At 74.6% G+C, this 25,418-nt stretch carries 20 protein-coding genes; 8 read left to right on the forward strand and 12 right to left on the reverse strand.

Annotation, left to right across the window (positions count from 1 at the left end; genetic code table 11):
* Nucleotides 1–34: 34 nt before the first annotated feature.
* Entirely contained in the window at nucleotides 35–970 is a 936-nt protein-coding gene (locus AC0OO9_RS01535; protein ID WP_484514959.1) for a TetR family transcriptional regulator, read from the forward strand.
* Nucleotides 971–1,210: 240 nt separating this feature from the next.
* On the opposite strand, the gene AC0OO9_RS01540 is transcribed toward AC0OO9_RS01535, so the two are convergent.
* Entirely contained in the window at nucleotides 1,211–2,764 is a 1,554-nt protein-coding gene (locus AC0OO9_RS01540) for an aminotransferase class I/II-fold pyridoxal phosphate-dependent enzyme (protein ID WP_484514960.1), read from the reverse strand.
* A 23-nt stretch (nucleotides 2,765–2,787) separates the two neighbouring features.
* Nucleotides 2,788–4,116: an NAD(P)/FAD-dependent oxidoreductase gene (locus tag AC0OO9_RS01545; RefSeq protein WP_484518115.1), complete on the reverse strand. Its 1,329-nt coding sequence runs from the start codon at nucleotides 4,114–4,116 to the stop codon at nucleotides 2,788–2,790.
* A 293-nt stretch (nucleotides 4,117–4,409) separates the two neighbouring features.
* Between AC0OO9_RS01545 and AC0OO9_RS01550 the strand changes: the two genes are divergently transcribed.
* The gene (locus tag AC0OO9_RS01550) at nucleotides 4,410–5,240 is read left to right on the forward strand and encodes a phytanoyl-CoA dioxygenase family protein (protein ID WP_484514961.1); all 831 of its coding nucleotides are present in this window, start codon (nucleotides 4,410–4,412) and stop codon (nucleotides 5,238–5,240) included.
* Between the two features lie 100 nt (nucleotides 5,241–5,340).
* Nucleotides 5,341–6,168, forward strand: coding sequence for a TrmH family RNA methyltransferase (locus AC0OO9_RS01555; RefSeq protein WP_484514962.1), 828 nt, complete (start codon nucleotides 5,341–5,343; stop codon nucleotides 6,166–6,168).
* 68 nt (nucleotides 6,169–6,236) lie between these two features.
* Here AC0OO9_RS01555 and AC0OO9_RS01560 read toward each other — a convergent pair whose 3' ends face one another.
* The gene (locus tag AC0OO9_RS01560) at nucleotides 6,237–8,030 is read right to left on the reverse strand and encodes an ABC transporter ATP-binding protein (RefSeq protein ID WP_484514964.1); all 1,794 of its coding nucleotides are present in this window, start codon (nucleotides 8,028–8,030) and stop codon (nucleotides 6,237–6,239) included.
* Between the two features lie 80 nt (nucleotides 8,031–8,110).
* Between AC0OO9_RS01560 and AC0OO9_RS01565 the strand changes: the two genes are divergently transcribed.
* Both AC0OO9_RS01565 and AC0OO9_RS01570 read left to right on the forward strand, forming a co-directional pair.
* Complete coding sequence (locus tag AC0OO9_RS01565; RefSeq protein ID WP_484514965.1) at nucleotides 8,111–8,536, forward strand: MarR family winged helix-turn-helix transcriptional regulator; 426 nt, start codon at nucleotides 8,111–8,113, stop codon at nucleotides 8,534–8,536.
* A 200-nt stretch (nucleotides 8,537–8,736) separates the two neighbouring features.
* A complete protein-coding gene (locus AC0OO9_RS01570) occupies nucleotides 8,737–10,521 on the forward strand; it encodes an N-acetylglutaminylglutamine amidotransferase (protein ID WP_484514967.1) in 1,785 nt (594 codons plus the stop codon).
* A 75-nt stretch (nucleotides 10,522–10,596) separates the two neighbouring features.
* On the opposite strand, the gene AC0OO9_RS01575 is transcribed toward AC0OO9_RS01570, so the two are convergent.
* The 9 genes from AC0OO9_RS01575 to AC0OO9_RS01615 form a co-directional block, all read right to left on the reverse strand.
* Nucleotides 10,597–11,274, reverse strand: coding sequence for a DUF1028 domain-containing protein (locus tag AC0OO9_RS01575; protein WP_484514969.1), 678 nt, complete (start codon nucleotides 11,272–11,274; stop codon nucleotides 10,597–10,599).
* A 68-nt stretch (nucleotides 11,275–11,342) separates the two neighbouring features.
* Nucleotides 11,343–12,476 carry a carboxylate-amine ligase gene (locus tag AC0OO9_RS01580; RefSeq protein ID WP_484514971.1) on the reverse strand — a complete coding sequence of 378 codons (1,134 nt, stop codon included), beginning with the start codon at nucleotides 12,474–12,476 and terminating at the stop codon, nucleotides 11,343–11,345.
* Nucleotides 12,477–12,577: 101 nt separating this feature from the next.
* A complete protein-coding gene (locus tag AC0OO9_RS01585; RefSeq protein WP_484514972.1) occupies nucleotides 12,578–13,789 on the reverse strand; it encodes an RNA polymerase sigma factor in 1,212 nt (403 codons plus the stop codon).
* Nucleotides 13,790–13,791: 2 nt separating this feature from the next.
* Nucleotides 13,792–14,142, reverse strand: coding sequence for a YciI family protein (locus AC0OO9_RS01590; protein ID WP_484514974.1), 351 nt, complete (start codon nucleotides 14,140–14,142; stop codon nucleotides 13,792–13,794).
* 119 nt (nucleotides 14,143–14,261) lie between these two features.
* A complete protein-coding gene (locus AC0OO9_RS01595; RefSeq protein ID WP_484514976.1) occupies nucleotides 14,262–17,099 on the reverse strand; it encodes a DUF5682 family protein in 2,838 nt (945 codons plus the stop codon).
* On the reverse strand, nucleotides 17,096–18,205 hold the full coding sequence (locus tag AC0OO9_RS01600; protein ID WP_121398790.1) for an ATP-binding protein: 1,110 nt from the start codon (nucleotides 18,203–18,205) through the stop codon (nucleotides 17,096–17,098). Before AC0OO9_RS01600 ends, AC0OO9_RS01595 begins: the two co-directional genes overlap by 4 nt.
* 14 nt (nucleotides 18,206–18,219) lie before the next feature.
* Nucleotides 18,220–19,497 (reverse strand): vWA domain-containing protein, encoded by a 1,278-nt coding sequence (locus tag AC0OO9_RS01605; protein WP_484518116.1) that lies wholly within the window; start codon nucleotides 19,495–19,497, stop codon nucleotides 18,220–18,222.
* 290 nt (nucleotides 19,498–19,787) lie between these two features.
* Nucleotides 19,788–21,194 carry a hypothetical protein gene (locus tag AC0OO9_RS01610; RefSeq protein ID WP_484514978.1) on the reverse strand — a complete coding sequence of 469 codons (1,407 nt, stop codon included), beginning with the start codon at nucleotides 21,192–21,194 and terminating at the stop codon, nucleotides 19,788–19,790.
* Nucleotides 21,194–21,700: a hypothetical protein gene (locus tag AC0OO9_RS01615; protein ID WP_132234858.1), complete on the reverse strand. Its 507-nt coding sequence runs from the start codon at nucleotides 21,698–21,700 to the stop codon at nucleotides 21,194–21,196. The genes AC0OO9_RS01610 and AC0OO9_RS01615 overlap by 1 nt, the downstream gene beginning before the upstream one ends.
* A gap of 450 nt (nucleotides 21,701–22,150) precedes the next feature.
* Here AC0OO9_RS01615 and fxsA point away from each other — a divergent pair, with 450 nt between their 5' ends.
* Genes fxsA through AC0OO9_RS01630 form a run of 3 tightly spaced genes read left to right on the forward strand, consistent with a single transcriptional unit; the run spans nucleotide 22,151 to nucleotide 25,413 of the window.
* The gene (gene fxsA, locus AC0OO9_RS01620) at nucleotides 22,151–22,342 is read left to right on the forward strand and encodes an FxSxx-COOH cyclophane-containing RiPP peptide (RefSeq protein ID WP_484514980.1); all 192 of its coding nucleotides are present in this window, start codon (nucleotides 22,151–22,153) and stop codon (nucleotides 22,340–22,342) included.
* Nucleotide 22,343: 1 nt separating this feature from the next.
* Nucleotides 22,344–23,654, forward strand: coding sequence for an FxsB family cyclophane-forming radical SAM/SPASM peptide maturase (locus AC0OO9_RS01625; protein WP_484514982.1), 1,311 nt, complete (start codon nucleotides 22,344–22,346; stop codon nucleotides 23,652–23,654).
* Nucleotides 23,655–23,658: 4 nt separating this feature from the next.
* Nucleotides 23,659–25,413 carry an aKG-HExxH-type peptide beta-hydroxylase gene (locus AC0OO9_RS01630; protein ID WP_484514983.1) on the forward strand — a complete coding sequence of 585 codons (1,755 nt, stop codon included), beginning with the start codon at nucleotides 23,659–23,661 and terminating at the stop codon, nucleotides 25,411–25,413.
* Nucleotides 25,414–25,418: the final 5 nt, after the last annotated feature.

Consider the following 25,418-nt stretch of genomic DNA (forward strand, 5'->3'; position numbering starts at 1 on the left):
CTGCCATCGGTCAGACGCCGCTAGGCTTGCCGCCATGACCGCCGAGGCGCCCGACGACACGCGTACCCGGATCCTGCGCGCCGCGCTCGACCTGTTCGCCGAGCACGGCTACCAGCGCACGCCGCTGCGCCAGATCGCCGAGCGGCTGCGGCTGACCAAGGCCGCGATCCTCTACCACTTCCCCACCAAGGAGCACCTGCTCACCGCCCTGATCGAGCCGATGGTCGCCGATTTCGAGGCGCTGCTCGACGCGGCCGAGGCGGGGCCGGCCGAGCGGGCCCGGTGGACGGTGCTGGAGGGCTGGGTGGACATCATCCTGGGCCACCGCCGTCCACTCGGCATGCTCTTCCACGACATCGCGCTCGTCGGCCGGGGCGACACCTACCACCGCCTGATCCGGATCGCGATGCGCGCCAACGACCTGATCGCCGGGCCCGACGCGGGGCGCCGGGAGCGGGTCCGGGCGGTGCAGGCGGTCGCCGCGTGCAGCGATCCGGTCGTCTTCTTCATCGACGTGCCGGACGCGGTGCTGCGGGCGGACATGCTGGACGGCGTGCGCCGCCTGCTCGGCGACCCGCCCGGCTCCGGCCCCGCTGGCGGCTCCGACCAGGCCGGCGGCGCGGGCACGGCGAGCGTCGCGGGCACGGCGGACGGCGAGAGCAGGGCCGGCGGCGCGGGCGCGGCCGGCGCCGAGAGCGCGACCGGCGGCGCGAACACCCGCACGGCGGCGACCAGCAGCGGCACGGGCACGGCGGCCGACGGTGGCGGCGGTGCGGGCACCCCGGCGGCCGGCGGCGCGGCGAAGGGCCGGCGCCGGCCCGGGCGACCTCGGGCGATGAGCGCGGAGCAGGTCGAGGCGGCACGGCGGATGCACGCCCGGGGCGACCACTCGGCGGACGAGATCGCCGCCGCGCTCGGGGTCTCGCGGGCCACCGTCTACCGCCACCTCGACCTGGCCGCCGCAGAATAATGAGACTGGTTCCGCGACGGTTTTGAGAACGAGGGCCGCCTTCCGCGGAAGGCGAAGCGATCAGCAGGAGGCACCCTCATCCGAGGGTGCCTCCACTGCGCTGATCCGATGGTGGGCGGTACCGGGGCCCGGTCACCGCTCCACCCGCATCGAACGGCTCACAGACCGCAATGGGCAGCTGCCGGCTGACGGTCCAGTCAGCGCGCCGGGCATCCCGCCCTCATCGAGTTACGAGACGTCTCAGCGGGGAGCGCTGCCGAAGGCGCTGGAGAGGTACGCCCGGGAGTCGGCGATGGCACCCTCGATGATCCGGGCCGCCTCGCGGGCCTCCTCGGGCCGGTGCCCGGCCTGCACCTGAAGCCGGAACCGGGACGAGCCGGTCGGGGTCACCGGGAACTCGACCATGAATGCCAGCACCCCTCGGTCGAAGAGCAGACGGTTCGCCGTCCGCGCCAGCTTCTCGTTGCCGATCAGTAGCGGCACGATCGGTGACGGCTCACCCATGCAGGTCAGGCCCCGGCCGGTCAGTTCGTCGCGCAGGGCGTGGATCGCGGTGAAGAGCCGGGCCCGCAGCGCGTCCCCCTCGGCCGACCGGATGATCCTGGTGGCCTCCCGCACCACCGCGGTCTGCACCGGCGACAGCGCGTTGGAGAAGAAGTGCGAGCCGCCGAACATCTTGATGTACTGCTTCAACGCCGGCGAGTGGGACGCCACGAAGCCACCGTTGGAGCAGAACGTCTTGGAGAAGGCACCCATCACGATGTCGACGCTGCCGAGCAGGTCCTGCATCCCCAGTACGCCCGTGCCGCCGGGCCCCATCGAGCCGAGGTCGTGGGCCACGTCGACCAGCAGCGTGGCGTCGTGTTCCCGGCAGACGCGTTGCAGGGTGACGAGGTCCGGCCAGTCCGCGTCCACCGAGAAGAGCCCGTCGGTGACCACCAGGATGCCGTTGCGGGTGTCCGTGGCCCGGATCTCGGTCAGGTGCCGGCGTACCGCCTCGACGTTGAGGTGCTCGTAGCGGACCACGTTCCGGGTGGCCGCCCGCGCCCCCTGCTGGAGGCAGGAGTGGGCCAGCCGGTCGATCAGGATGTGGTCGGACTGCCGGACCAGACCGACGACCGCGCCGAAGCCGGCCGCCCAGCCGGTCGGGAAGAGCGTCACGTGGTCGAGCCCGACCAGGTCGCCGAGGGCAGCCTCCAGCTCGTCGGAGATGCGGGTGTTGCCGAGCACCATCGGCGAGCCGGCGCTGTGCGGCCCGTAGTCGTGCATCGCCCTGGCCGCCGCCTCCCGGATCGCCGGGTGGGTGTTGAACGACAGGTAGTCCTGCGAGTTGAAGTTGATGCCGCGGGCCCGCCGGCCCAGGTCGTTGGTGATCTGGGCGACGCTGTCCGGTGCCGCCTCCAGCACCCGGGAGTACTGCCACGTCTCCGTGCGTCGGCGGGCCTGCACCCAGCCGTAGAAGTCCCCGGTGCGGGTCAGCAGGTTGCGGCCGGCGGGCCGGTAGAAGTCGTACGCGTTCTTGTCCAGGGCGTACTCCTCGTCGGGGTCGACGGGGTTGCGCAGGTGGGCCGGCTCCCACATCTCGGTGAGGTCGGCGACCACCTGGGCCAGCTCGGCGTCGGCGCCGTCGAGCGACGCGAGGTCGTCCCACGGGATGTGGGTGGCCCAGTTGCGGGTCATCTCGGAGACCTCGGCCGCGGTACGCGCCATGGTGTCGAAGTCCCGGCAGTGTGCCGCCTTGAGGATGATCCCGATCAGTTCGCCGTCTTCACGCTGGTCCAGCTCGGTGGTCACGGTGTCGTCTCCCTGGTGGATCATCAGGCGAAGAGGTTCTGCTGGTAGCTGCGGGAGGTCTCCGCGAAGTCCTCGAAGACCGCGTGGTCCGCGGAGGACTCCTTCGCGGCGTCGTTGAGCAGGAAGAGGTTGGAGGCCTGGAAGAACTCCGACACCGGCGCGACGTCGGCGTGGGTGGCGATGAACCGGTCGGTCTCCTGCTGGTTGCCCCGCAACGCGACGAACAGTTGCAACTCGTCGTGCCGGTACGGACGCATCTCGGCGAGCGTGCAGACGTAGTCGTGGTAGGCGGCGGCGTTCTGGCTCCGGCGGCGGTCCCCGTAGGCGGTCATCGCCTCGTCGATCGACACGTCACCGCGGAGCCACCGGTCGAGTGCGGCGCTGACCAGCTCGGCGTCACGGAAGGCGTGGGTGATGCCGATCGCGGTGCACTGGTCCTTGGCCGACTCGGCGTCACCGACGAGCACCCACCCGGGCCCGTGCAGTGGCCGGAGGAAGGCCGACTGGTCCAGGGTGCCGTAGATGCGTTCCTCCCTGGTCCCCTTGCTGCGCACCACGTCGCCCAGCTCCGGACTGACGAAGTCCAGCGCCTTCTGGTAGTTGCCGGGCACGTCGGCGCGAAACTCCCGCGACCACTCACTCGGACCCCAGACCAGGACCATGTTCTGGTCGAAGTTGGTCGGCGCCACCGCGCAGGCCAACCGGCCGCGCCGGTGCAGTTGTGCCGGACCAAGGTCGAAGCCGGACCAGTAGCTCCAGTAGGCGAACGTGCAGCGGGGCCGCTCGTCGTACTTCGGCAACGCCAGGGTGCGGGCGACGAACGAGTTCCGGCCGTCGGCACCGACCACGATCCGGGCCCGCTCCTCGACCAGCTCTCCGTCGACCGCGCGCCCCCGGATGCCGGTGACCTGCCCGTCCTCGACGATCAGCTCACGTACGGTGAAGTTGGTCCGCACCTCGGCGCCGGCCCTGGCGGCCGCGCCGACCAGGATCTCGTCGAGCACCCGGCGCCGCACGGACGCATAGCTCTGCACCACGCCCGAGTCGTCGCCGTGCAGGTCCCGGAAGTACTCGCGCAGCAGTTCGGTCGGCACCGAGCCGGTCAGCGAGATGCCGTCGTTGACCACCTCGACCGTGGTGTGCGCCGGGGTGACCGCCAGGACCTCGTCCAGCAGTCCCCACCGGTTCAGGTAGGACATCCCGTGCGGCCAGAGGAAGTGCGTCGAGATGACGTCGCTGGGGAACGAGGAGCGGTCCACCACGAGCACCCGGTGTCCGCGCTGGGCGAGCAACAGGGCAGTGGACGCACCCGAACAGCGGGCGCCGATGACGATCGCGTCGTACAACTGAATGATCCTTCGTTGATGTGGCGGTGGCGGCGCAGGGGGCGGCGGCGGAAGACCCACCCGGGAGCGGCCCCGGGGTCCGCGGATCGCGCAGGTCGCCCGGGTTGCGTGCGGCGTCGGCCACCGTTGCCGGTGGCTGCCTCTGCCACACCTACCGATCGAGCCCGCAGGCCCGGCGGAGAGCGTAGCTCATGTCCACAGTGGATTGAAACCGCCCGGAGTGAGCGTCCGAGGCACCCGACGAAAGCTGCGCGGGAAGTGTCGGGTGATCGGGACCGGCGCCGCCGCACGATGGGGGCATGGATGACACGACCCTGGTGTCCCGCTTTCTGCGCGACGGCTTCGTCAAGCTGGAGGGCGCCGTCGCGCCGCGCGTGGCAGCGGACTGCGCGCGGCTGCTGTGGCGGGAGACGGGCTGCGACCCGGACGATCCAGCGACGTGGACGCAGCCCGTGCACTGGGTGCCCGGCCTGGCGCAGGGACCGTTCGCCGCCGCTCCCAACTCCCCGTTCCTCCATCGCGCGTACGACCTGCTCGTCGGCGCGGGACGCTGGGAGCCGCGCTACTCGCTGGGCACGTTCCCGCTGCGCTTCCCGCACGAGGAGGAGCCGGACGACGCGGGCTGGCACATCGAGGGCAGCTATCTGCCGGAGGGCGAGAGCTGGTACTTCACCAATGTGCGCTCCCGCGGCCGGGCGCTGCTGATGCTGTTCCTGTTCAGTGAGGTCGGGGAGAAGGACGCCCCGACCCGGATCCGGGTCGGCTCGCACCTCGACGTGCCGAAGGTGCTGGAGAAGTACGGGGAGAACGGCGCGAGCGGACTGGCCCTTGCGCCCGACCTGGTGGCGGCGTCCGAGCACCGGCCGCTCGCCCTCGCCACCGGATCTCCGGGCGACGTCTTCCTCTGCCACCCGTTCCTGGTGCACGCGGCGCAACCGCACCACGGAGCGCGGCCTCGCTTCATGGCCCAACCGCCGCTGATGCCGGCCGCACCGTACGAGCTGGAGCGGGCCGACGGCGCCTACTCCCCCGTGGAGATCGCGATCCGTCGGGGTCTCGGACGGGACGCTCTCGGTCCGGACGGGGACGGCACCGACCGCGGCGCCGGGGCGACACGCGTCCGTTCCTGAGCGCCTGGCCGAAGGTCTTGTCGGAGATCTCGGGGCGCCAGGGTGAGGTCCAGGGCGGTCCGCCGGTGAGGTTGCCGTCGCCGGTACGGTGGAGGCGGAGGTGGCAGTGGTTCTGCGGGTGAGTGGCCGCAATGCGCGGTTCCAGCAGTGGAAGGCTCTCCTCGGCAATCGGACCAAGCGGCAGCGACGCGGCGAGTTCCTCGTGCAGGGCGTGCGCCCGATCAGCATGGCCGTCGAACACGGCTGGCAGATCCGGGAGCTGCTCTACGACACCAGCGCGCACCTGTCCGGCTGGGCACGCGAGGCCATGGACACGGTCCGGGCCGAGAAGTTCGCCCTCTCGCGTGAGCTGATCCACGAACTGGGAGGTAAGGCGGACACGGTTCCAGAGCTGCTGGCCGTGGTCGCGTTGCCGGAGGACGATCTGCGCCGTATCCCGGTCGGCCCGACCATGCTCACCGTCGTGTTCGATCGGCCCACCAGCCCCGGCAACATCGGGACCCTCGTCCGGTCGGCGGACGCCTTCGGCGCCGGCGGCGTCATCGTCACCGGCCACGCCGCCGACGTGTACGACCCGAAGGCGGTCCGGGCGAGCACCGGCTCGCTGTTCGCCCTGCCCGTGGTCCGGGTCCCCTCCCACCAGGCCGTTCTGTCCTGGGTCGCTGACGTCCGCGCCGACGGCATCGGCATGAGCATCGTGGGAACCGATGAGCGCGGCATTCTGGACGCCGCCGAGTACGACTTCACACAACCCACCCTGACGTTGATCGGCAATGAGACCACCGGCCTCAGCTCCGGCTGGCGCGAGGCGTGCGACCAGCTCGTCCGGATCCCCATGTCCGGGTCCGCCAGCTCCCTGAACGCGGCGACCGCCGCGACCGTCGTGCTGTACGAATCGGCACGCCAGCGGGCCGCCGCCCGGCGGTAGCGCACCGATGGCAGGCGGCCGACCGGCCCCACGTGGGCGGCCTGCACAGAAGTTCGGGCGCTGACACGTCAGGCGGCCAGGGTGGCGTAGCGGCCGGCCCGCTCCAGCAGGCCGTCGTGGCTGCCGGACTCGACGATCCGGCCGTGGTCGAGCACGGCGATCCGGTCCGCGCCCCGCACCGTGGAGAGCCGGTGCGCGATGGTGATGGTGGTACGCCCCCGGGCCACCTCGTCGAACGCCCGCTGCACGGCGCGCTCGGTCTCGGTGTCCAGCGCGCTGGTGGCCTCGTCGAGGATCAGGATGCGCGGGTCGCGCAGCAGCGTACGGGCGATCGCGAGGCGCTGCTTCTCGCCGCCGGAGAAGCGGTGTCCCCGCGAGCCGACCATGGTGTCGTAGCCGTCGGGCAGCCCGGCGATCAGGTCGTGGATCTGGGCGGCGCGGGCGGCGGTCTCGATCTCGGCGTCGGTGGCGTCCGGGCGGGCGTAGCGCAGGTTCTCCCGCACGGTGGTGTGCAGCAGGTACGTCTCCTGGCTGACCACGCCGACGATCGCGGCCAGGTCGGCCAGGCGCAGGTCGCGTAGGTCGACGCCGTCGACGGTGATCCGGCCGCTCGTCGGGTCGTGCAGGCGGCTGATCAGCGCGGCCAGGGTGCTCTTGCCGGAGCCGGTCTCGCCGACCAGCGCCAGGCCGCTGCCGGCCGGCACGTCGAGGGTGATCCCGGCGACGGCGGCGGTGTCGCTGCCCGGGTAGCGGAAGGTGACGTCGCTCAGGCGCAGCTCGCCCCGGATCCGGCGCGGGTCGACGTCGACCGGCTCGGCGGGGTCGTCCACCTCGACCGGCAGGTCCAGGTACTCGAAGATCCGGGCGAACAGCGCGAGCGAGGCGGTCACGGATACGCCCACGTTGAGCAGGCCCATCAGGGGGCGGAACAGCCCGCCCTGCAACGCGGTGAAGGCGACCAGGGTGCCGATGCTGAGCGTGCCGGCGGCGCCGGGCAGCCCGGCGCTGAGATAGATGACCGCCGGGATGGCGGCGAAGACGACGCTCATGGTGGCCATCCGCCAGCGGCCGGCGAGTTCGGAGCGCAGTTCCAGGTCGACCAGGCGGTCCGACGAGGCGGCGAAGCGGGCGGCCAGGGCGGGGCCGGTGCCCAGGGTCTTGGCCAGGTGCACGCCGCTGACGGACAGCCCCTCCTCGACGGTGACGTTGAGGTCGGCGAGTTCGCGCTGGCGCTGGGCGGTGATCTCGCGGCGCAGGTGGGCGACGCGTCGGGTCAGCCAGATGGCCGGCGGCAGCACGACGAGCGAGACCAGCGAGAGCCGCCAGGAGAGCGCGACCATCGCCGCCGCCGTGGCGACGACGGTGGTCAGGTTGGCCGCGATCGAGGTGGCGGTCGAGGTGACCACGCTCTGCATGCCGCCGATGTCGTTGGTGATGCGCGACTGCACCTCGCCGGTGCGGGTGCGGGTGAAGAACGCCAGGGACTGCCGTTGCAGGTGGGTGAAGACGTCGGTGCGCAGCCGGTGCATGACCTGCTGGCCGACCCGGGTGGAGATCCAGGTCTGGAGCACGCCGAGCACCGAGGTCACGGCGGCGACGGCGACCATGCCGGCCACCAGCCAGACCAGCAGCGGCAGGTCGCGCTCGGGCAGGGCCCGGTCGATCACGGCGCGGAGCAGGAAGGGCGAGGCCATGGCGAGCACCGAGGAGACCACGATGATCGCGGTGACGGTGGCGAGCGCCGTCCGGTGCCGGGCGAAGAGCGCGCCGATGCGCCGCAGGGACACCTGGCGGGCCTGCGCCTTCTCGGCGGCGCTGACCTTGCGGGGGCCGCGGTCGCGGCCGGAGGGGACGGGTTCCAAGGGGGTACTTCCTCAAGTCGGAGATGCTGAGGTTGCCTCAACATGAGGGAACAACAGCTCCTGCTGCTACCGTATTCCCCGTGACGGCAAACACGGACGACGCCGGGGACGGCCTCGCCGAGGCGTTCTGGGCGGTGACCCGGCGGCTGCGCCACCGCACCCGCGAGGCGCTCGCGCCCTGGGACGTCACGCCCGGGCAGTCCCGGGCGCTCGGCGTGCTGATGCGGCACGGCGCGCTGCGGCTCAGCGCGCTCGCCGAGCACCTGCGCATCGCCCCGCGCTCGGCCACCGAGGTCGTGGACGACCTCGAGGCGCGCGGGCTCGTGCGGCGCCGGCCCGATCCGGCGGACCGGCGCGCCACCCTGGTCGCGCCGACCGGGGAGGGCACGCGCGCCGGCGCCGCCATCCACGCCGCCCGCCGGGCCGCCGCCGAGGAGCTGTTCGGCCGCCTCGCACCCGCCGACCGGGAACAGCTCGCCAGCATCCTGCGTACGCTGCGCGACTGACCGGCCGCCCACGGCCCGGTGCCCGCCGACGCCCGCGACCGGGTGCCGCCGGGGGTTTGCCGCCCCCGGCGGCGGGTAGCCCAGCCACCCGTCCTGCCGACGGGACCGGGTCCCCCGAGCTGGCGGCCCGGCACACCTGCGACGCCGACAGGAGTGATCACGGTGGGTCGGATGCCCCGGAAGCACGGTGACCGCTGACGATGTGCGGCATCAGTGGCGAGGCGAGGTTCGACGGGTCGAGACCGGACGCGGGCGCGGTGACCCGGATGACCGAGGCGATGCGCTCCCGGGGCCCCGACGGGGAGGGCCTCTTCGACGACGGCTGGGTGGTTCTCGGGCACCGCCGGCTCACCATCATCGACCTCACCGAGGCCGGCTCCCAGCCGATGGTCCGCGACGACCTGGGGCTGGCGCTGATCTTCAACGGCTGCGTCTACAACTATCCCCAGCTGCGCGAGGAGCTGCGCGACGCCGGGCACACGTTCCACTCCACCAGCGACACCGAGGTGGTCCTGGTGGCGTACGCGCAGTGGGGCGAGCACTTCGTCGACCACCTGGTCGGCATGTTCGCCGTCGTGCTGGTGGACCGCCGGCGGCGCCGGCTCGTGCTGGCCCGCGACCGGCTCGGCATCAAGCCGCTCTACCTCGCCGAATCACCAGGCCGGCTGCGGTTCGCCTCCACCCTGCCGGCGCTGCTGCGCGCCGGCGACGTGGACACCTCGATCGACCCGGTGGCGCTGCACCACTACCTCTCCTGGCACTCCATCGTCCCGGCGCCCCGCACCGTCCTGCGCGGCATCCGCAAGCTCCCCCCGGCCACCGTGCGGATCGTCGAGGCCGACGGGCGCAGCCGCCAGCACGTCTACTGGCGGCCCGACTACGCCCGGGACCCCGCCCACGCCGGCATGGACGCCGGGGACTGGCGGGCCGCCGTCGGGGAGGCGCTGCGCGAGGCGGTACGGCGGCGGCTCGTCGCCGACGTCCCCGTCGGTGTGCTGCTCTCCGGCGGCCTGGACTCCAGCATGATCGTGGCGCTGCTGGCCGAGGCCGGGCAGCGGGACCTCCAGACGTTCAGCATCGGCTTCGACAGCCGCGGCGGCGAGGCGGGCGACGAGTTCCACTACTCCGACCTGGTCGCCCGCACGTTCGGTACCGACCACCACCGCATCCGGCTCGCCGACGACGACCTGGTCCCGGCGGTACGGCGGACCGTGCACGCGATGACCGAGCCGATGGGCAGCCACGACGTGGTCGCCTTCCACCTGCTCTCCGAGCAGGTCGCCCGGCACGTGAAGGTGGCCCAGTCCGGCCAGGGAGCCGACGAGGTCTTCGCCGGCTACGGCTACCACCAGCCCCTCACCCGGGTGCCCCGCGACGACGCGGCAGCCACCTTCGCCGACGCGTTCTTCGACCGGGACCACGCCGAGCTGAGCCGGGTGGTGGACCCGGCGTACGCCTGCGACCGCGACGCCAGCCGCGAGCTGCTCGCGGCGGACCTGGCCGCGCCGGGCGCGCAGACGGCGCTGGACGCGGTGCTGCGCCTGGACACCCACCTGATGCTCCCCGACGACCCGGTCAAGCGGGTGGACAGCATGAGCATGGCGTGGGGGCTGGAGGTGCGCACCCCGTTCCTGGACCAGGACCTGGTGGCCCTGGCGGCGGCCTGCCCACCCGAGCACAAGGTCGCCGACGGCGGCAAGGGCGTACTCAAGGAGGTGGCCCGCCAGGTGCTGCCCGTCGAGGTGGTCGACCGGCCGAAGGGCTACTTCCCGGTGCCGGCGCTGCGCAACGTCGACGGGCCGGTGCGGCAGCTCGTCGCCGAGGCCCTCGCCGCACCCGCCGCCCGCGAGCGCGGCCTGTTCCGCCGCGAGTACGTCGCCGAACTGCTCGCCGAGCCGGACCGGGCGCAGGCCGCCGCCGGCAGCAACAAGCTGTGGCAGCTCGGCCTGCTGGAACTCTGGCTCCAGTCCCACGACATCCGCTGAGGGCTTCCGGCGCGCGACCGGCGGCGCGGGGTGCTCCCAACCACGGCTGCTCTGTGAGTTCGGCAGCCGGCGTGTTCACCCGAGCGCCTGCCGGGCGGCCTCGCCCATGGGGTCGTCGCGGGTGGGCATCCCTCGGATCGCCGGCAGCACCTCCTCCCGGAAGACGCCGTGCAGCCGGCGCAGCTCCCGCGCCGGATCCTCGGCGTCGTCGACCCGCACGTCCCACAGTGGGTACGGCTCATCGCCGCTCACCGTCACGGTCGCCGACCGGGCGCCCTGCCGGTCGCCGCCCGCCCCCTCCCCGGCCTCGATGGCCAGCACGAGCCGCTCCGCCAAGTCGAGTTCCCGGCTGTCCTCGAACACCCCGACGATCTCCGCGAGGGTCTGCGGGCCCACCAGGCGGTTGCCCTGCACCGCGTAGCCGGGGCCGGTGCGGTGTCCCGTCCAGTCCTTCGTGCGGGAGCCGGTGAAGGCGTGCGAGCGCCCCCAGCGGTCGACCATGCCGACCTGCCGCACCTCCCGGCCCGGGTCCTTGGCCAGCAGGCCGGTCAGGACGTCCTGCGGCGAGCAATTCTCGCCGAGCAGGGGCAGTCCGTCGTAGGCCAGGAACGGGTTCGGGGTGGCCTGGGTCGCGACCGCGCCGACGCCGGAACGGACGTGGGCGACGAGCTTGCCGACCGCGGGCCTCGCCGTCAGGGCCCCCACCCCGAGCTGGCCGGTACGCGGGCACCGTGCGGCGATCGAGAAGGTCACGGTCGTCGGCTACCCGGCCGGGCGTCCGGTACACCCTGCACCGGTGCGGAACGGCGGGGCGGGGCGGCTCAGGCGGCGCGGGTCTCGGCGGCCAGGTGGTCCAGGACGGCGCGCACGTCGTCGCCGGTGCGGGCCATGACCCGGCGCTGGCGGGTGGCGCCGTTGCCGTCGCGCCGCAGCCGGATGAGCTGCTCGCGTACGTAGTCGAGGTCGCCGTGGCGGGCCAGGGCCGGCGCGACCGTGTCGACGAGCTCGCCGACCAGGTCCCAGGCGGGACGGGCGACGCCGGCACGCAGGTCGATCAGGTCGCCCTCCAGCCCGTCGTGGGCGGCCCGCCAGTGCGCGGCGGAGACCAGGCAGTCCCTGATCCGTCGGGCGGGGACCCCGGCGCGGGCGTCGGCGGCCATCGTCGCGACGAGCGCGCGGACCAGCCCGGCGACCAGCACGGTGTCGTCCACCGCCGGGCAGACGTCGCCCACCCGCACCTCCACCGTGGGGTACGCGGCCGACGGGCGCGCGTACCAGTAGACCATCGCCGCGTCGAGCATGATCCCGGCGTCGATCAGCTCCGCCACCGTCGCGTCGTAGTCGGCGACCGACTCGAAGTGCGGGGTCGGCCCGATGCTGGGCCAACGTTCCAGCTGCATGGAGCGCCAACTGGCGTGCCCTGTGTCGCGGCCGTCGTGCAGCGGCGAGTTCGCGGTGATCGCCTGCACCACAGGCAGCCAGGGGCGCAGGTGGTTGCAGACCTGGATGGCCAGTTCACGGTCGGGCATCCCGACGTGCACGTGGCAGCCGCAGACGGCGGGGTCGTGCGCCACCGGCCCGAACCGGCGGGACATGGCGTGGTAGCGCGGCTTGTCCGGCACCGTCCGGTGCGGCTCGTGCACGGGCGTGGCACCGACCGCGACGAGCCGGGCCCCGGCGGCCTCGGCCGCGTCGCCGACGGAGCGGCGCAGCGCCACCAGGTGCGCGCGCAGTTCGGCCAAGTCGGCGGTGACCGGCGTGACCATCTCCACCATGCTGTGCCGGAACTCCTGCCGGCTCTGCTCCCGCGCGCTGCCGGACAGGGCGGTGAGCACCCGGTCGGCGACCGGCAGGCTCTCCCCGGTCCGCGGGTCGAGCAGGAGGTACTCCTCCTCGACCCCGAGCGTCAGCGTGGTCTGGTCGGAAGCGGTGGCAAGTGCCGGACGGTACGTCATGGGCGCTCGCGTCCGTTCGTCGGGCGGCGCGCCGGGCGCCGCGCTGCCGGACGACCCGAGTTCCCGGCCCACTGGCTGGGCAAACGCGCGGGGCGCGGGCCTCAACCGCCCGTCAGCACCGAAGTCGCCCGGCTGTCCAGGAAGGCGCGTTCGGCCGCGTTGTCCGTCAGCTCGGCGGCCGTCCGGTACGCCCGCGCCGCCTCCCCCGCCAGGCCGAGCCGCCGCAGCAGGTCCGCCCGGACAGCGTGGAACACGTGGTACCCGGCCAGGTCGAGCCGCTCGACGGCCGCCAGCCCCGCTGCCGGCCCGGACACCTCGGCGAGCGCGACGGCCCGGTTCAGCGCCACCACCGGCCCCGGGGCGTAGACGGTGAGCTGGTCGTACAGCCGGAGGATCTGCGCCCAGTCGGTGCCGGCGGCGTCGGGCGCGTCGCTGTGCACGGCGGCGATCGCGGCCTGGATCTGGTACGGCCCCGGCCGGTCGCGGCGCAGGCAGCGGCGCACCAGGGCCTGCCCCTCGCCGACGAGCCCGGCGTCCCACCGGCGGCGGTCCTGCTCGGGCAGCGGCACCAGCGCGCCGTCGGCCGTGGTGCGGGCGGGGCGGCGCGCCTCGGTGAGCAGCATCAGCGCCAGCAGCCCCAGCGCCTCGGGCTCGTCCGGCATGAGCCGCACCAGCAGCCGGCCGAGCCGGATCGCCTCGGCGCACAGGTCGTCGCGGACCAGCCGGTCGCCGGAGCTGGCGGTGTGCCCCTCGGTGAAGATCAGGTAGAGCACGGCCAGCACGGCGGGGAGCCGGTCCGGCAGGTCGGCGTCGCCGGGCACCCGGTACGGGATTCCCGCGTCGCGGATCTTGGCCTTCGCCCGGACGATCCGCTGGGCCATGGTCGCCTCCGACACCAGGAACGCCCGGGCGATCTCGGCGGTGCCCAGGCCGCCCAGCAGCCGCAGGGTCAGCGCGACCCGGGCGGCGGGGCCGAGCGCCGGATGGCAGCAGGTGAAGATGAGGCGGAGCCGGTCGTCGCGCACGGGTCCCTCCTCGGCCGGTACGTCGCGGACGTGCAGCAGGGCGGCCTGGGCGTGCCGGTCGGCGCGGGAGGCCTCCCGCCGCAGCCGGTCGACGGCCCGGTTCCGGGCGGTGGTGATGATCCAGCCGGCCGGGCTGGGCGGCACCCCGGTCTCGGGCCACCGCGCCACCGCCACCGTGAACGCCTCCTGCACCGCCTCCTCTGCGAGGTCGATGTCGCCGAGGAGGCGGACGAGGACGGCGACCGCGCGGCCGTACTCCGCGCGGAACACCGCCTCCACGTCGGGCACGGTCAGCTCTCGCCCTGGAAGGGGCGCACCTCGACCGGCAGGGTGGTGGCCAGCGCGTACCGGCGGCCCCACGCCAGCGCGGCGTCGAGGTCGGGCGCCCGGAGGATGGTGATCCCGCCGAGGTGTTCCCTGCCCTCGACGAACGGCCCGTCGGTGACCAGCACCTCGCCGTCGGACGGCCGCAGCACGGTCGCCGTGTCGGGCGCGTGCAGCCCCTGGCCGAACACCCAGCAGCCGGACGCCTCCAGCTCCTCCCGGATGGCACCCAGCTCGCGCATCACCCCGGCCAGGAACTCCGGGTCCGGCAGCCCGTCACCGTCGGGCTGGTGGATGCTGAGCAGGTACTGCTTCATGGCCCCTCCCCGCGTCGGCGGCCGGCGGCGGCGCCGCCGGCCTCTCATCCTCCACACGAACGGAGCGGGCCAGGATCGACAACCCGCCGGAAAACTGCTCCGCCGACGGCCGGCGCCGGTCAGCGCGGGGCGGCCGCCAGCAGGTCGGCCACGGCGTCGACGGTCTCCGGATGCGCCGCCAGCAGCGCGGTCAGGCCGGCGGGAACGGCGGCGGTGGCGGCGTCCGGCTCGCGCCAGCCGCCGTCGCAACCGAGCAGCGCGGCGACGGCGTCCACGCTCTGCGGGTTGGCCGCCAGCAGGGCGGCGACCGGCCCGGAGACGGCGGCGGGGACCGCCGGCGTCGACGGCGGCGCCGAGGCCGACCACGGCGGCACCCAGGCGTCCAGCGCGGCCAGCGAGCCGGGGAACGTGCGCCCCGCCTCCCGCACCAGCAGCGGCACCAGCTCCGCACCGTGCTCGCGCAGCGTGGTGATCAGGGTGGGCAGCCACGGCAGCAGGACCGGGTCGGGCAGCCGGGCGAACGCGGACGACATCACCTCCACGACGAACGGCGCGAGCCCCGGCACCGGCTCCAGGGCCTGCACGAAGCCGCTGAGGTACTGCGGGAAGGCGGGCACCACCAGCGGGTTGGCGAGCAGTGCGGCGCACCGCTCGCGCAACTCGGCCAGGGGCAGCAGGCCCAACTGGTGCCGGGCGGCCCAGAGCAGCGCCACCTTGGCCGGCGTCTCCGGATGGGACTGCGCGACGGCGAGTTCGAGCTGGGACCGGTCGCAGCCCAGGGAGAGCGCCAGGCTCTCCATGCCGAACAGGAAGCCCAGCATGGCGCCGACCTGACGCACGCCGCTCTCCTCGTCGAGGAACGCGGTGGGCAGCAGGGTGCAGTAGTGCGCGTACCCGGTGGTCACGAACGCCTCGCACCAGGCCGGCAGCGGCCCGGTGGCGCGGTGGTGGGCCAGCAGCCGCCGGATCCGGCGCAGCACCTCGGGGGCGTCGTCGACGGTGCGTTCGGCGGCGAGCAGCTCCACCGCCCGGGCGCCGAGCTCGTCGACCAGGCGCGGGCTGTCGAGCAGCCGGATGGCGTCCTCCACGGCCTCCAGCGCGACCGAGGCCGTCGCCTCCGGGCCCCGCACGGCGCGGCGCAGGCGCTGCTCCAGCACCTGCTCGACGGTCACCCCCTCGTAGCCCAGCTCGATCAGCGCCCGCTGGCTGCGGCCGAGGGCCAGGTCCCAGCTCTCCTGGATCGAGCGCTGCCCCAGCCGGCGCTCGCCCATGATGGGCCGGACCGCGTCGCGGGGCAGCAGGTGCCGCAGCCGCCACAGCAGATCCGAGCAGGGCACCAGCTCGGGGTTGGCCCGCAGGTCCACCAGGGCCCGCTGGATCGTGCGCTTCTCCAGGTCCAGCCCGAGCGGGGCGAGCCGGTCGTGGACGTCGCGGGCGAGCGGCGGAAGGGCCTCGTAGCCCACCTGGCCGACCCGGTCGCCGCCGAACAGGATCTCGCAGAGCCGGCGGACGTCCCGGCGGCCCGGGACGACGTCCTTCTCGATGCAGGTGACCGCCGCGTCGGCGAAGTCGTACGGCGTGGGGCGCGCGCGGTTGCGCAGGCCGGCGAGGAGGATCGAGGTCTCGAAGACGGCGATCGCGTCGGCGGTGCTGGCCAGGTAGCCGTTACGCCGGGCCAGCCGGACGATGTCGACGCACCAGCCGCGCAGCTCCGCCTCGTCCAGGCCCTGCGTCGCCGGCGGCTGCGCCAGGTAGCCGGAGAGCCGGTCGGCGACCCCGGCGGCGGGCACGGGCGCCGGGGTGGCGCGGCGGCGGCCGCCGGCGCGGGTCCGGCCGCCCCGCTGCCCCTCCAGCCGGAACGGGCTCAGCTTGGTGCGGGCGACCGCCTTCGTCCAGGTGGCGGAGGCGATCGACACCGAGCCGGGCGCCAGGCCGAACTGCGCCTCGATGGCGGAGTGGCTGGACGGGATGAGCCCGTAGTGCCACCGGGTGCCGGTGCGCGGGCCGATCTCGAAGGGGGCGTCGGACCGCAGCCCGAACTGCTCCACCCGGCTGGCGGCGTGGAACGCGCCGCAGACGTAGAGGCAGTCGGCGGGATCGGCCCCGGAGGCGGCGAGGTGCTGCCGCATCCGGGTCCACATGTAGCGCTCGCGGTCCTCGTCGCGGTCCTGCCGCTCCGCCCCGGCCGGGCGCAGCCGCCGGAACAGGCTGCCGATCAGCACCATCACCTGCCGGTAGGTGTCGTGGTCGGCGTCGGCCAGCGGCTGCTCGACGTACTGGTCCCACCACTCCGACCAGTGCCGGACCTTGCCGTGGTGCAGGAGGTAGGCCTCCAGCTCCGCGAAGCGGGGCCGCAGGTCGCCGATCTCGACCCCGACCGCGTCGCCGTGCAGGGCAGCCTCCTCCCCCGCCGGCGCGGCGGCCTCCACGTCCCCGCCGGCCGGGGCCTCGTCGGCGGCGTCGGAGGGGCGGCGCGGCGACCACTGGAAGACGTGGTCGGTGGAGCGGTCCACCAGCACCAGCTCGACGCCCGGCGTCTCCAGCGCGTACGCGATGGCCTGGTATTCCGCGCTGGCCTCGGTGATCGGCGCGACCACGCTGAGCGGCCCCCAGTCGGCCGGGAAGCCGTCCAGCTCCGAGGCGAAGGCCTGCACGGCCACCGGGAGGCTGCAGTTGCGCAGCTCGCCCAGCAGCGGCTGGAGATCCTCGCACAGCTCCAGGTAGATCACCTTCGGCTGCTTCGCGCGCAGCCTGCGGACCATGGCCAGCGCGGACGCCGGGGAGTGGTGGCAGACCGGGAAGATCTCCAGCTCCTCGCCGAGGGCGCGGTCGACGTCGTCGACGATGCCGGCGAGGATCTCCCCGACGGCGCCCGAGCTGCCGGCGAAGGCCCCGGCGGCGGCCGTGAGCTGCTCGCGCAGCGCGCCGAACGGCCCGGCGGTGGTGGGGGCGGTCACGACAGGGCGGCGATCGCCTGGCGGCCACCGTCGAGGAAGCCCTCCCAGCCGTCGTCCTGCTTGGCGCGCGGCTCGACCACCCCGTGCAGGTACTTGTTGAGGATCGCCAGGTCCTCCGGGCTGCGGCGGGCCAGCGAGCCGACCAGCGACCCGGCCAGCGTCGCGGCGCGCAGGGTGCGGTCGCCGAAGAACTGGCTGTGCAGGATGGCGTCCTCCAGGACGCCGATCTGTTCGGCGGTGGACAACGCCGACTCCAGCTTCTCGTCGTCGCTGGTCGCCGAGGTGGCCGCGGCACGCAGGTCGGCGAAGCTCTGCAACAGGATGTCGAGCAGGGTGGGCGGCACGTCCAGCGTGATCTGGTGGCGGCGCAGCAGTTCCTCGGTGCGGAAGCGGACGATCTCGGCCTCGCTGCGCTTGTTGGTCACCACGGGGATCCGGACGAAGTTGAACCGCCGCTTGAGCGCGGAGGAGAGGTCGTTCACGCCCCGGTCCCGGCTGTTCGCGGTGGCGATGATCGAGAAGCCGGGCTTGGCGAAGACGATGTTGTCGTGGTCCAGCTCCGGGATGGAGACGTACTTCTCCGACAGGATCGAGATCAGCGCGTCCTGCACGTCGCTGGTGGAGCGGGTCAGCTCCTCGAACCGGCCGACGGTGCCCTGCTCCATCGCCGTCATGATGGGCGACGGGATCATCGACTCCCGGGACTGGCCCCGCGCGATGACCATGGAGACGTTCCACGAGTACTTGATGTGGTCCTCGGTGGTGCCGGCGGTGCCCTGGACCACCAGGGTCGAGTTGCGGCAGACGGCGGCGGCCAGCAGCTCGGCCAGCCAGCTCTTGCCGGTGCCCGGGTCGCCGATCAGCAGCAGGCCCCGGTCCGACGCCAGGGTCACGATGCTGCGTTCGACGAACGTGCGGTCGCCGAACCACTTCTGCGGGATCTCCCGGTCAAGCCCGTCGGCCCGTTCCGAGCCGAGGATGAACAGGCGGACCATCCGCGGGCTCAGCCGCCACGAGAACGGCTTCGGATCGGTGTCGACCGACTCCAGGAAGTCGAGTTCCTCGGCGTACTTGACCTCGGCGGGGGCACGGAGCATCTCGGACATGAGGGGTTGTTCTCCTAGGTGAGGAAGCTCTTGAGCTCAAAGACGAGTTTGCGGATGTGACCGGAGATGACCGGCGTGCCCAGGTCCTTGAAGCGTTGCCGGAACCAGGGGTTGACGCTCTGCTGGCCCGAGCTGTTGACCGAGCCGACCGGGATGAACCGCACCCCGGAGCGGTGCACCGCCTCGATGCCGTCGAACAGCGGCTGGGAGCGGTTGAACTCGTAGAAGTCCGAGATCCACACCATGACCGTGTTCTTCGGCTCGACGATCTTGGGGCGGGCCAGCGCCATCGCGACCGGGCCGTCGTTGCCGCCGCCCAGCTTGGTGCGCAGCAGCACCTCGAACGGGTCGTGCACCCACGGCGTGAGGTCCAGCGCCCGCGTGTCGTACGCGATCAGGTGCACGTCCACCTTGGGCAGGCCGGCGAAGATCGACGCGAGGATCGTGCAGTTGACCATCGAGTCGACCATCGAGCCCGACTGGTCCACCACCACGATCAGCCGGGCCGGCGTGACCCGGCGGGCGGTCTGCCGGTAGTAGAGCCGGTCGACGTAGAGGCGCTCGTCCTCCGGGCTCCAGTTGGTCAGGTTCTGCCAGATGGTGCGGTCGAGGTCGAGGTTGCGGTAGACCCGCTTCGGCGGCACGGACCGGTCGACGACGCCGACACTGGTCTGCGCGACCTGGGTACGCAGCACCTCGGCGACCTCGTCGACGAACCGGCGGATGAGCGCCTTGGCGTTGGCCAGGGCCACCCCGGAGAGGTTGGCCTTGTCCCGCAGCAGCTGCTCGATCAGCGACATGCTGGGCGTCAGCCGGCTGGCCAGCACCGGGTCGGCCAGCACCTCCCGCAGGTGCATCCGGCGGACCAGGTCGCCCTCGATGCCGGCCAGCACCCCGCCGAGACCGTCGCCGCCGCCCTGCCGGCGCAGCCCGCCGGGCTCCATCCCGAGGGCCTGCTCGAACCAGCCGGCGTCGGACTGCCACCGGGCCAACTGGCCGGCGTCGACCGCCCCGTGGCCGGTGGCGAACACGTTCAACAGCAGCTTCGACACCAGTGCGGCGCGGCGTACCTCGGCGGCGCCGGGCGCACCCGACGGCCCGTCGCCACCCGCCTCGGCGGCAGGGTCGGCGCCCGCCGCCGCGGCCTCGCCGGGTGCCGACGTGCTGGCGACGCCGGGCGCGGGGCCGGGCGCGGGGCCGGGCGGCTCGGGAGCCGACGCGGCGGCCCCGGCGGCCGACTCGGCGGCCCCGGCGGCCGACTCGGCGGCCCCGGCGGCCGACTCGGCGGGCAGGCCGCCAACCGGCGTGTCGGGAAGGTCGGCGGCCGCAGGGACGTCGGGCGTCGGGGTGAGCAGGCCGCGCAGCTCGTCGGCGACGGCCGGGAAGCGCTGGACGACGGTGTCCACCGACACCGCCGGGTCCAGCAGTGCGGCCGGCAGCCCGAGGTCCTCGACGACCGCCATGCTGGCCGACTCCAGGGTGGGCTGCTCGTCGGGGTCGAAGAGCCGGGCCAGCAGCCGCCAGTAGAGCACCTGGCGCCGGTTGGCGTCGGCGAAATCCGCGGGGGTCGGGGAGTCGTCGTTCATCGGCGCAGCAACCGTCCCGCGCGCTCGCGCAGCACCGCCACGGCGTCGCCCGCCTTGGCCTCGGCCTTGGCGATCTTCGGGTCGGTGACCCCGCCCGCCCAGTCGCCGGTGTGCGCCTCGACCGGCTGGCGTTTGACGGTGGCCCGCACCGCCAGGGGTTGCAGCGACCACCGTCCGTCGTCCCACCGGATCAGGCCGAGGCACGCGGACGAGGCGGCCACCAGTTCGGGGGTGAGCGGCCCGCAGGACGGCAGCCGGTCGACCTCGACGGCGATCGGCTGGCCGCCGATGTCGAAGGTCGTCGTGCCGTCGTCGTCGCGCACGGTGTAGCCCTCCACCAGCACGGGCTCGGCGATCCCGACGGGGTGCCGCTCCAGGGGCGCCGGCGCCGCCGCGACGGCCGTCGGCAACAGGACCCGGGCGGTGGCGAACGGGTCGGCCGGCTCGCCGGGTCGCACCCGGTCGTCGCGCCAGAGCAGGTCCGCCCCGTGCAGCGGCAGCCCGGTGACCGTGAGGCTGCGCCGCTCGGCCAGCGCGGCCAGCAGCACGGGATGGGCGTCCAGCAGCCGCCACAGCGCGGGCCCGACGATCGTCTCCACCTTGACCGCGCCGACCGCGCAGCGGACCAGCCGCGGCGGCCCGCTGTCGGCCGGTTCGAGGATCGCGTGCACCTGCGCCTGCACGGCGGTGTCGTGCTCGTGCACGTCGACGCCGAGCACGAGCAGCCGCCCGGAGACCTCCTCGACGGCGGTCGGGACGGACTCGGCCGCCGCGTTTTGGGCGAGCAGCACGCCTCGGGCCCAGAGGTCGGCCCAGCGCCGCAGCGGCGGCTGCGCCATCGTGGCGACCGGCACGCAGGCGCGCAGCTCGGCGGCGAGCCCGTCGAGCAGCACCGCCAGCCGGCGCAGGCCGGGCTCGGCGAGGGCGGCCTCGACCGGCGCTCCCGCGGCGGCCACCAGCTCGTGGTCGACGCCGCCCCACCCGGTCACCGCCACCTCGTGCAGCCAGGCGCGGGCTCCGGCGCGGGCCGCGGACCCGGCGCCCGGGGACTCGACCGGGCCGGCAGCCCAGGGGGCGCGGACCCGGCCCAGCGCGGTGTCGAGCTGCCCGAGCAGCGCGTCGTGGGCGGCGCCGAGCAGCGCGCACCGGGCGCCGGCGAGGGCGAGCAGGTGTTCCTCGGCCACCGAACCGGCGGTCACCTTGGCCACCGCCTCGGCGAGCCGGTCGCCGAGCGGGGTGGCGCTCAGCGCGCCGGCCAGGGCGGCCAGCGCGGCGGCGTCGGCCTCACCCACCCGGGCGAGGCCGCGCAGCAGGGCGTCGTCGAGGTCGGCGACCAGGTCGAGGGCGTCGGTCAGGCCGGTCGGGGTGCCGTCGCGCAGGACGGTGAGCTGCGTGCCGAGCATCAGCGGCCTGCCCCGGTGGCCGGGAACCAGTGCAGCTCGGGCAGGGGGACCGCGCTGCCGGGCAGTTCCAGGTAGGACAGGTGGCGCAGGAAGCGACTGAACACGACGGCGGCGGGGGTCGGCTCGTGCCGCCCGGCGAGGGCGGCCAGCAGCTCCCGGGCGGTGTCCACCCCCGCGCCGACGTCGACCCGCAGGTAGCGGGCGACGCGGTCGGCGCCGTACTGGAGCAGTGCCTCGTCGGCCAGGGCGTGCAGGTGCTTGCACGGCGCGCCGCGTAGCCCGCCGCAGGGGCGGTTGTTGTTGGTGCTGCAGTGGTAGGCGTGGGTGCCGGAGGCGATCGACGAGACGTAGACCCGGTCGACGTCCGACCCGCTGGAGACCACGCCCTGCAACCGCCCGTCGGCCAACTCCAGGAAGGGCACCTTGGCCAGCTTGCGGGGCCGCGCGGGCGGCACCACCCGCACCGTGCTGCGCCGTCGCCACGCGGTCCGTTCCGCGTCAGCCACTGTCCGACCTCCCGTCCGCCGCTCCCGGCGCCGCCCATGACCATCCGCACGCCGGAGGGGTCGCCGGCGTCGCTGTGACGACAAGGATCATGGACCACGGGTACGACAGACCCTGAGTCGGGTTTACGGACGGTGGTCGCTGCGGAGGCCGCCACGCCCCTATGCTTCGGACACCGACGCCGACGGGAGGCGGGATGTCACCGGTCATCGCGGTCCCGGGCAGTGCCGGTGCCACCCGGGTCCACCACCTGCCACCGCGCGCCGCGGGACGCGTCCGGGTCGCCGGACACACCGGCGGCGGGTCGCTCGGCCCTGGCCGTCGGGGTGCCGCCGACGCCCACCCCGGGGTGCGGTGTCGGGCCGTCGGGGCAGGCACCCGATGGTGTAGAAAAGGCGGGGTGAGCGCAGCGATGACGCGCGGCAGGACACACGGTCGCCGGACGGTCCACCGTGGCTGAGACCGAGCTGCCGCCACCGTCGGTGAACGCGGGGGCCGCCCTGGTGCGGCTGGGGGACATGCCGCTGGCCGACCTGCTCGCCGGCGCCGGCGACGGCGTGCTGGCCCACGTGCTCGGCACGCTCGTGGCCGGCGACGAGCCGGGCCGGCAGCTCGACGTGTCGGCGTTCGAGTCGAGCTTCTGACGTGTCCGCCGACGCCCCGCCGTCGGCCGCCCCGCCCCACCCTGACCACGCCCGTCCGCCGACCCGGCACGACCATTTGGCGCCGGCGGCGGGCTCCTGCGGACCCGCCCCGGTGGCCGGCGCGGCGCCACCGGCCCGGGTCCGGCAGCTCGTGCTCAAGGTGCACAGCCGCTGCAACCTGGCATGCGACCACTGCTACGTCTACCGCAGCGCCGACCAGCGGTGGCGGGAGCGGCCCCGGGTGATCGCGCCGGGCACCGTGGCCCAGGTCGCGCGGCGCCTCGGCGAACACCTGGCACGGCACGGCCCCGACCGGGTACGCGTCGTGCTACACGGCGGCGAGCCGCTGCTGGCCGGTCCGGCGACCCTCGACCGGACCGTACGCACCCTGCGGGCGGCACTGCCTCCCGGCGCGGCGCTCGACGTCGGCGTGCAGACCAACAGCGTGCTGCTGGACGAGGAGTTCCTGGCGCTGTGCCACCGCCACGACATCGACGTCGGGGTAAGCCTCGACGGCGGCCGGGCCGCCAACGACCTGCACCGCCGCTACCCCGACGGACGGGGCAGTTTCGCCGACGTGGCCGCCGCGCTGCGGCTGCTCGGCCGCCCACGGCACCGGTCCCGCTGGGCGGGACTGCTCTGCACGGTAGACCTGGCCAACGACCCGGTGGACGTCTACGAGTCGCTGCTCGCGTTCGACCCGCCCCGCCTGGACCTGCTGCTGCCGCACGGCAACTGGAGCACTCCCCCACCCGGGCGGCGGCCGGGCGGCACCGACACCCCGTACGGCGACTGGCTGGTGGCCGTCTTCGACCGCTGGTACGCCACGACGCCCCGCCGCACCGGGATCCGGTTGTTCGAGTCGCTGATCGCGCTGGTGCTCGGCGGGCGCAGCGGCACCCGGGCGGTGGGCTTCGCCGAGCCGGACGTCATGACGATCGAGACCGACGGCACCATCGAGGGCACCGACACCCTGAAGACGACAGACGACGCGTCGATGCGTACCGGCCTCGACGTCTTCCGCCACTCCTTCGACGAGGCGCTGCGGCACCCGTCGCTGGCAGGCCGGCCGACCGGTCCGGCCGCCCTGGCCGCCGAGTGCCGGGCCTGCCCCGTGCTCAGCGCCTGCGGTGGCGGCCTGTACGCGCACCGCTTCCGCGCCGGCGCCGGATTCGCGCACCCGTCGGTCTACTGCCCGGACCTCTACCGGCTGATCGACCACGTACGGGGGGTGGTGGCCGCGGACGTCGACGCCCTGCGCCGCCGCGCCCTGACCGCGCCGCCCGACGCCGCCCCGGCCCGGCGGCGGTGAGTCGGTGGTGCTCTCCCCCGCCCAGCTCGCCGGCCTCGCCGCGGGCCACGGCGACGACACCACGCTCGAGGTGCTGCGCGCCGGTCAGCTCGGACGGCGGCGGCTGCTGACCGTCGCCGCCGCCCGCGCGGGCGGGACCGGTTCGCCGGCCGCGCAGTGCCTCGCCCTGCTCACCCTCGCCGAGCGGGCGGATCCGGCGGCCGTCGCCCACGTGCTGGCCCACCCGCCGGTCACCGGCTGGGCCACGGACGCCCTGCACGGCCGCCCCGACGCCGCCTACCTGGCCGGGCTGGCGGCAGCCGCCGCCCTGCGCGCGGGCCTTGCCTTCACGCTCGCCGTGCCCTGCCCGCAGGGTGCGCTGCTGCTGCCCACGGTGGGCGGCGCGGTCGGGCTCGGCGTCGGCACCGCGCTGGTGCGTGGCACGGGACGGCGCTACGACCCCCGGTCGGCCGGCGACGGGCGACCGCCGCCGGGGTTGTCGGTGCACGGGCCGGCCGGCGCCGTGCACGCCACCGACGGGTCGGGCGACGGGCACGCCCCGGCAGGCGGGTGGCTGCCGAGCCGCCGGCTCACCCCGGGCCCCGACGCGCCCCCGACCGGGGTGCTCGTCGACGACCAGGATCCGCACCGGAGCCGCTACCACCGGCCGCCGGCGAGCCGCCTGGACGACGCCACGGCGGAGCGGCTCGACCGGCTGACCGGGCAGGCCTGGCACTGGCTGACCGACCGGCTGCCGGCGCACGCCCGAGGGCTGGCCACGCTGCTGCGTACGCTGGTGCCGCTCACGCCGCCGCCGTCCGGGCACCCGGTCAGCGCCACCAGCCGCGCCGCACTGGGTGCCATCGCGCTCTCCGTGCCGGCCGACCCGCAGACGCTCGCGCTGCTGCTGGTGCACGAGTTGCAGCACACCAAGCTGGGCGCGCTGCTGGACCTGCTGCCGCTGCACGCGCCGGGCGGCCCGGCCCGCCACCGGGCGCCGTGGCGATCGGACCCCCGCCCCGTCGGCGCGCTGTTGCAGGGCGCGTACGCCCACCTCGGGGTGGCCGAGGTGTGGCGCTGCCGACGGCACGAGGACGTCCGCTGCGCGTTCGAGTACGCGTACTGGCGGGTGCAGACCGCGCGGGCCGTCGCGCAGCTCGCCGGCAGCGCGGAGCTGACCGACGACGGGCGGGCCTTCGTGGCGGGCATGGCCGGCACCCTGCGCGGCTGGCAGCCCACCGGCGACGCGCGGGTCGAGGCGGCGGCGCGCGACGTCGCGGACGGCGGGGCGGTGCGCTGGGCGCTGGCCAACCTGGTCCCCGACGACGACGGCGTGGCGGAGGTGGCGCACGCGTGGCGGCGGGGTCGGCCGCCGCCGCCGATCGCCGCACCCGCCGTCGTGCCCGGCCCGGCCCGGCCCGCGTCGGCCGGCGACACCGGCGCGGAGGCGGCGGTGCGGCGGCGGCTGCTGGCGACGACGGAGCAGCGCGGCACGGGCGGCGGCGAGGCGGACGCGATGGGGCGGGTGGACCGCGCCGACCGGGCGTACGCGGCGGGGGACGTCGGCGACGCCCTGGCCGGATACCGCCGCCGGCTCGCCGACGACCCGGGGGACGCCGACGCGCTGGTCGGCGTCGCGCTGGCCGCCGGTCGGCTGGGGCGTACCGCCGCCGCGCGGGTGCTGACCACCCGCCCCGACCTGGTCCGGGCGCTGTGCCGGCGGCTGCCCGGCGCCGACCCGCTGGCGGTCGCGACCTGGCTGGCCGCCGGCCCCGACTAGCGCGC

The sequence above is a fragment of the Micromonospora sp. USAFONa4 genome (genome assembly GCF_057197825.1).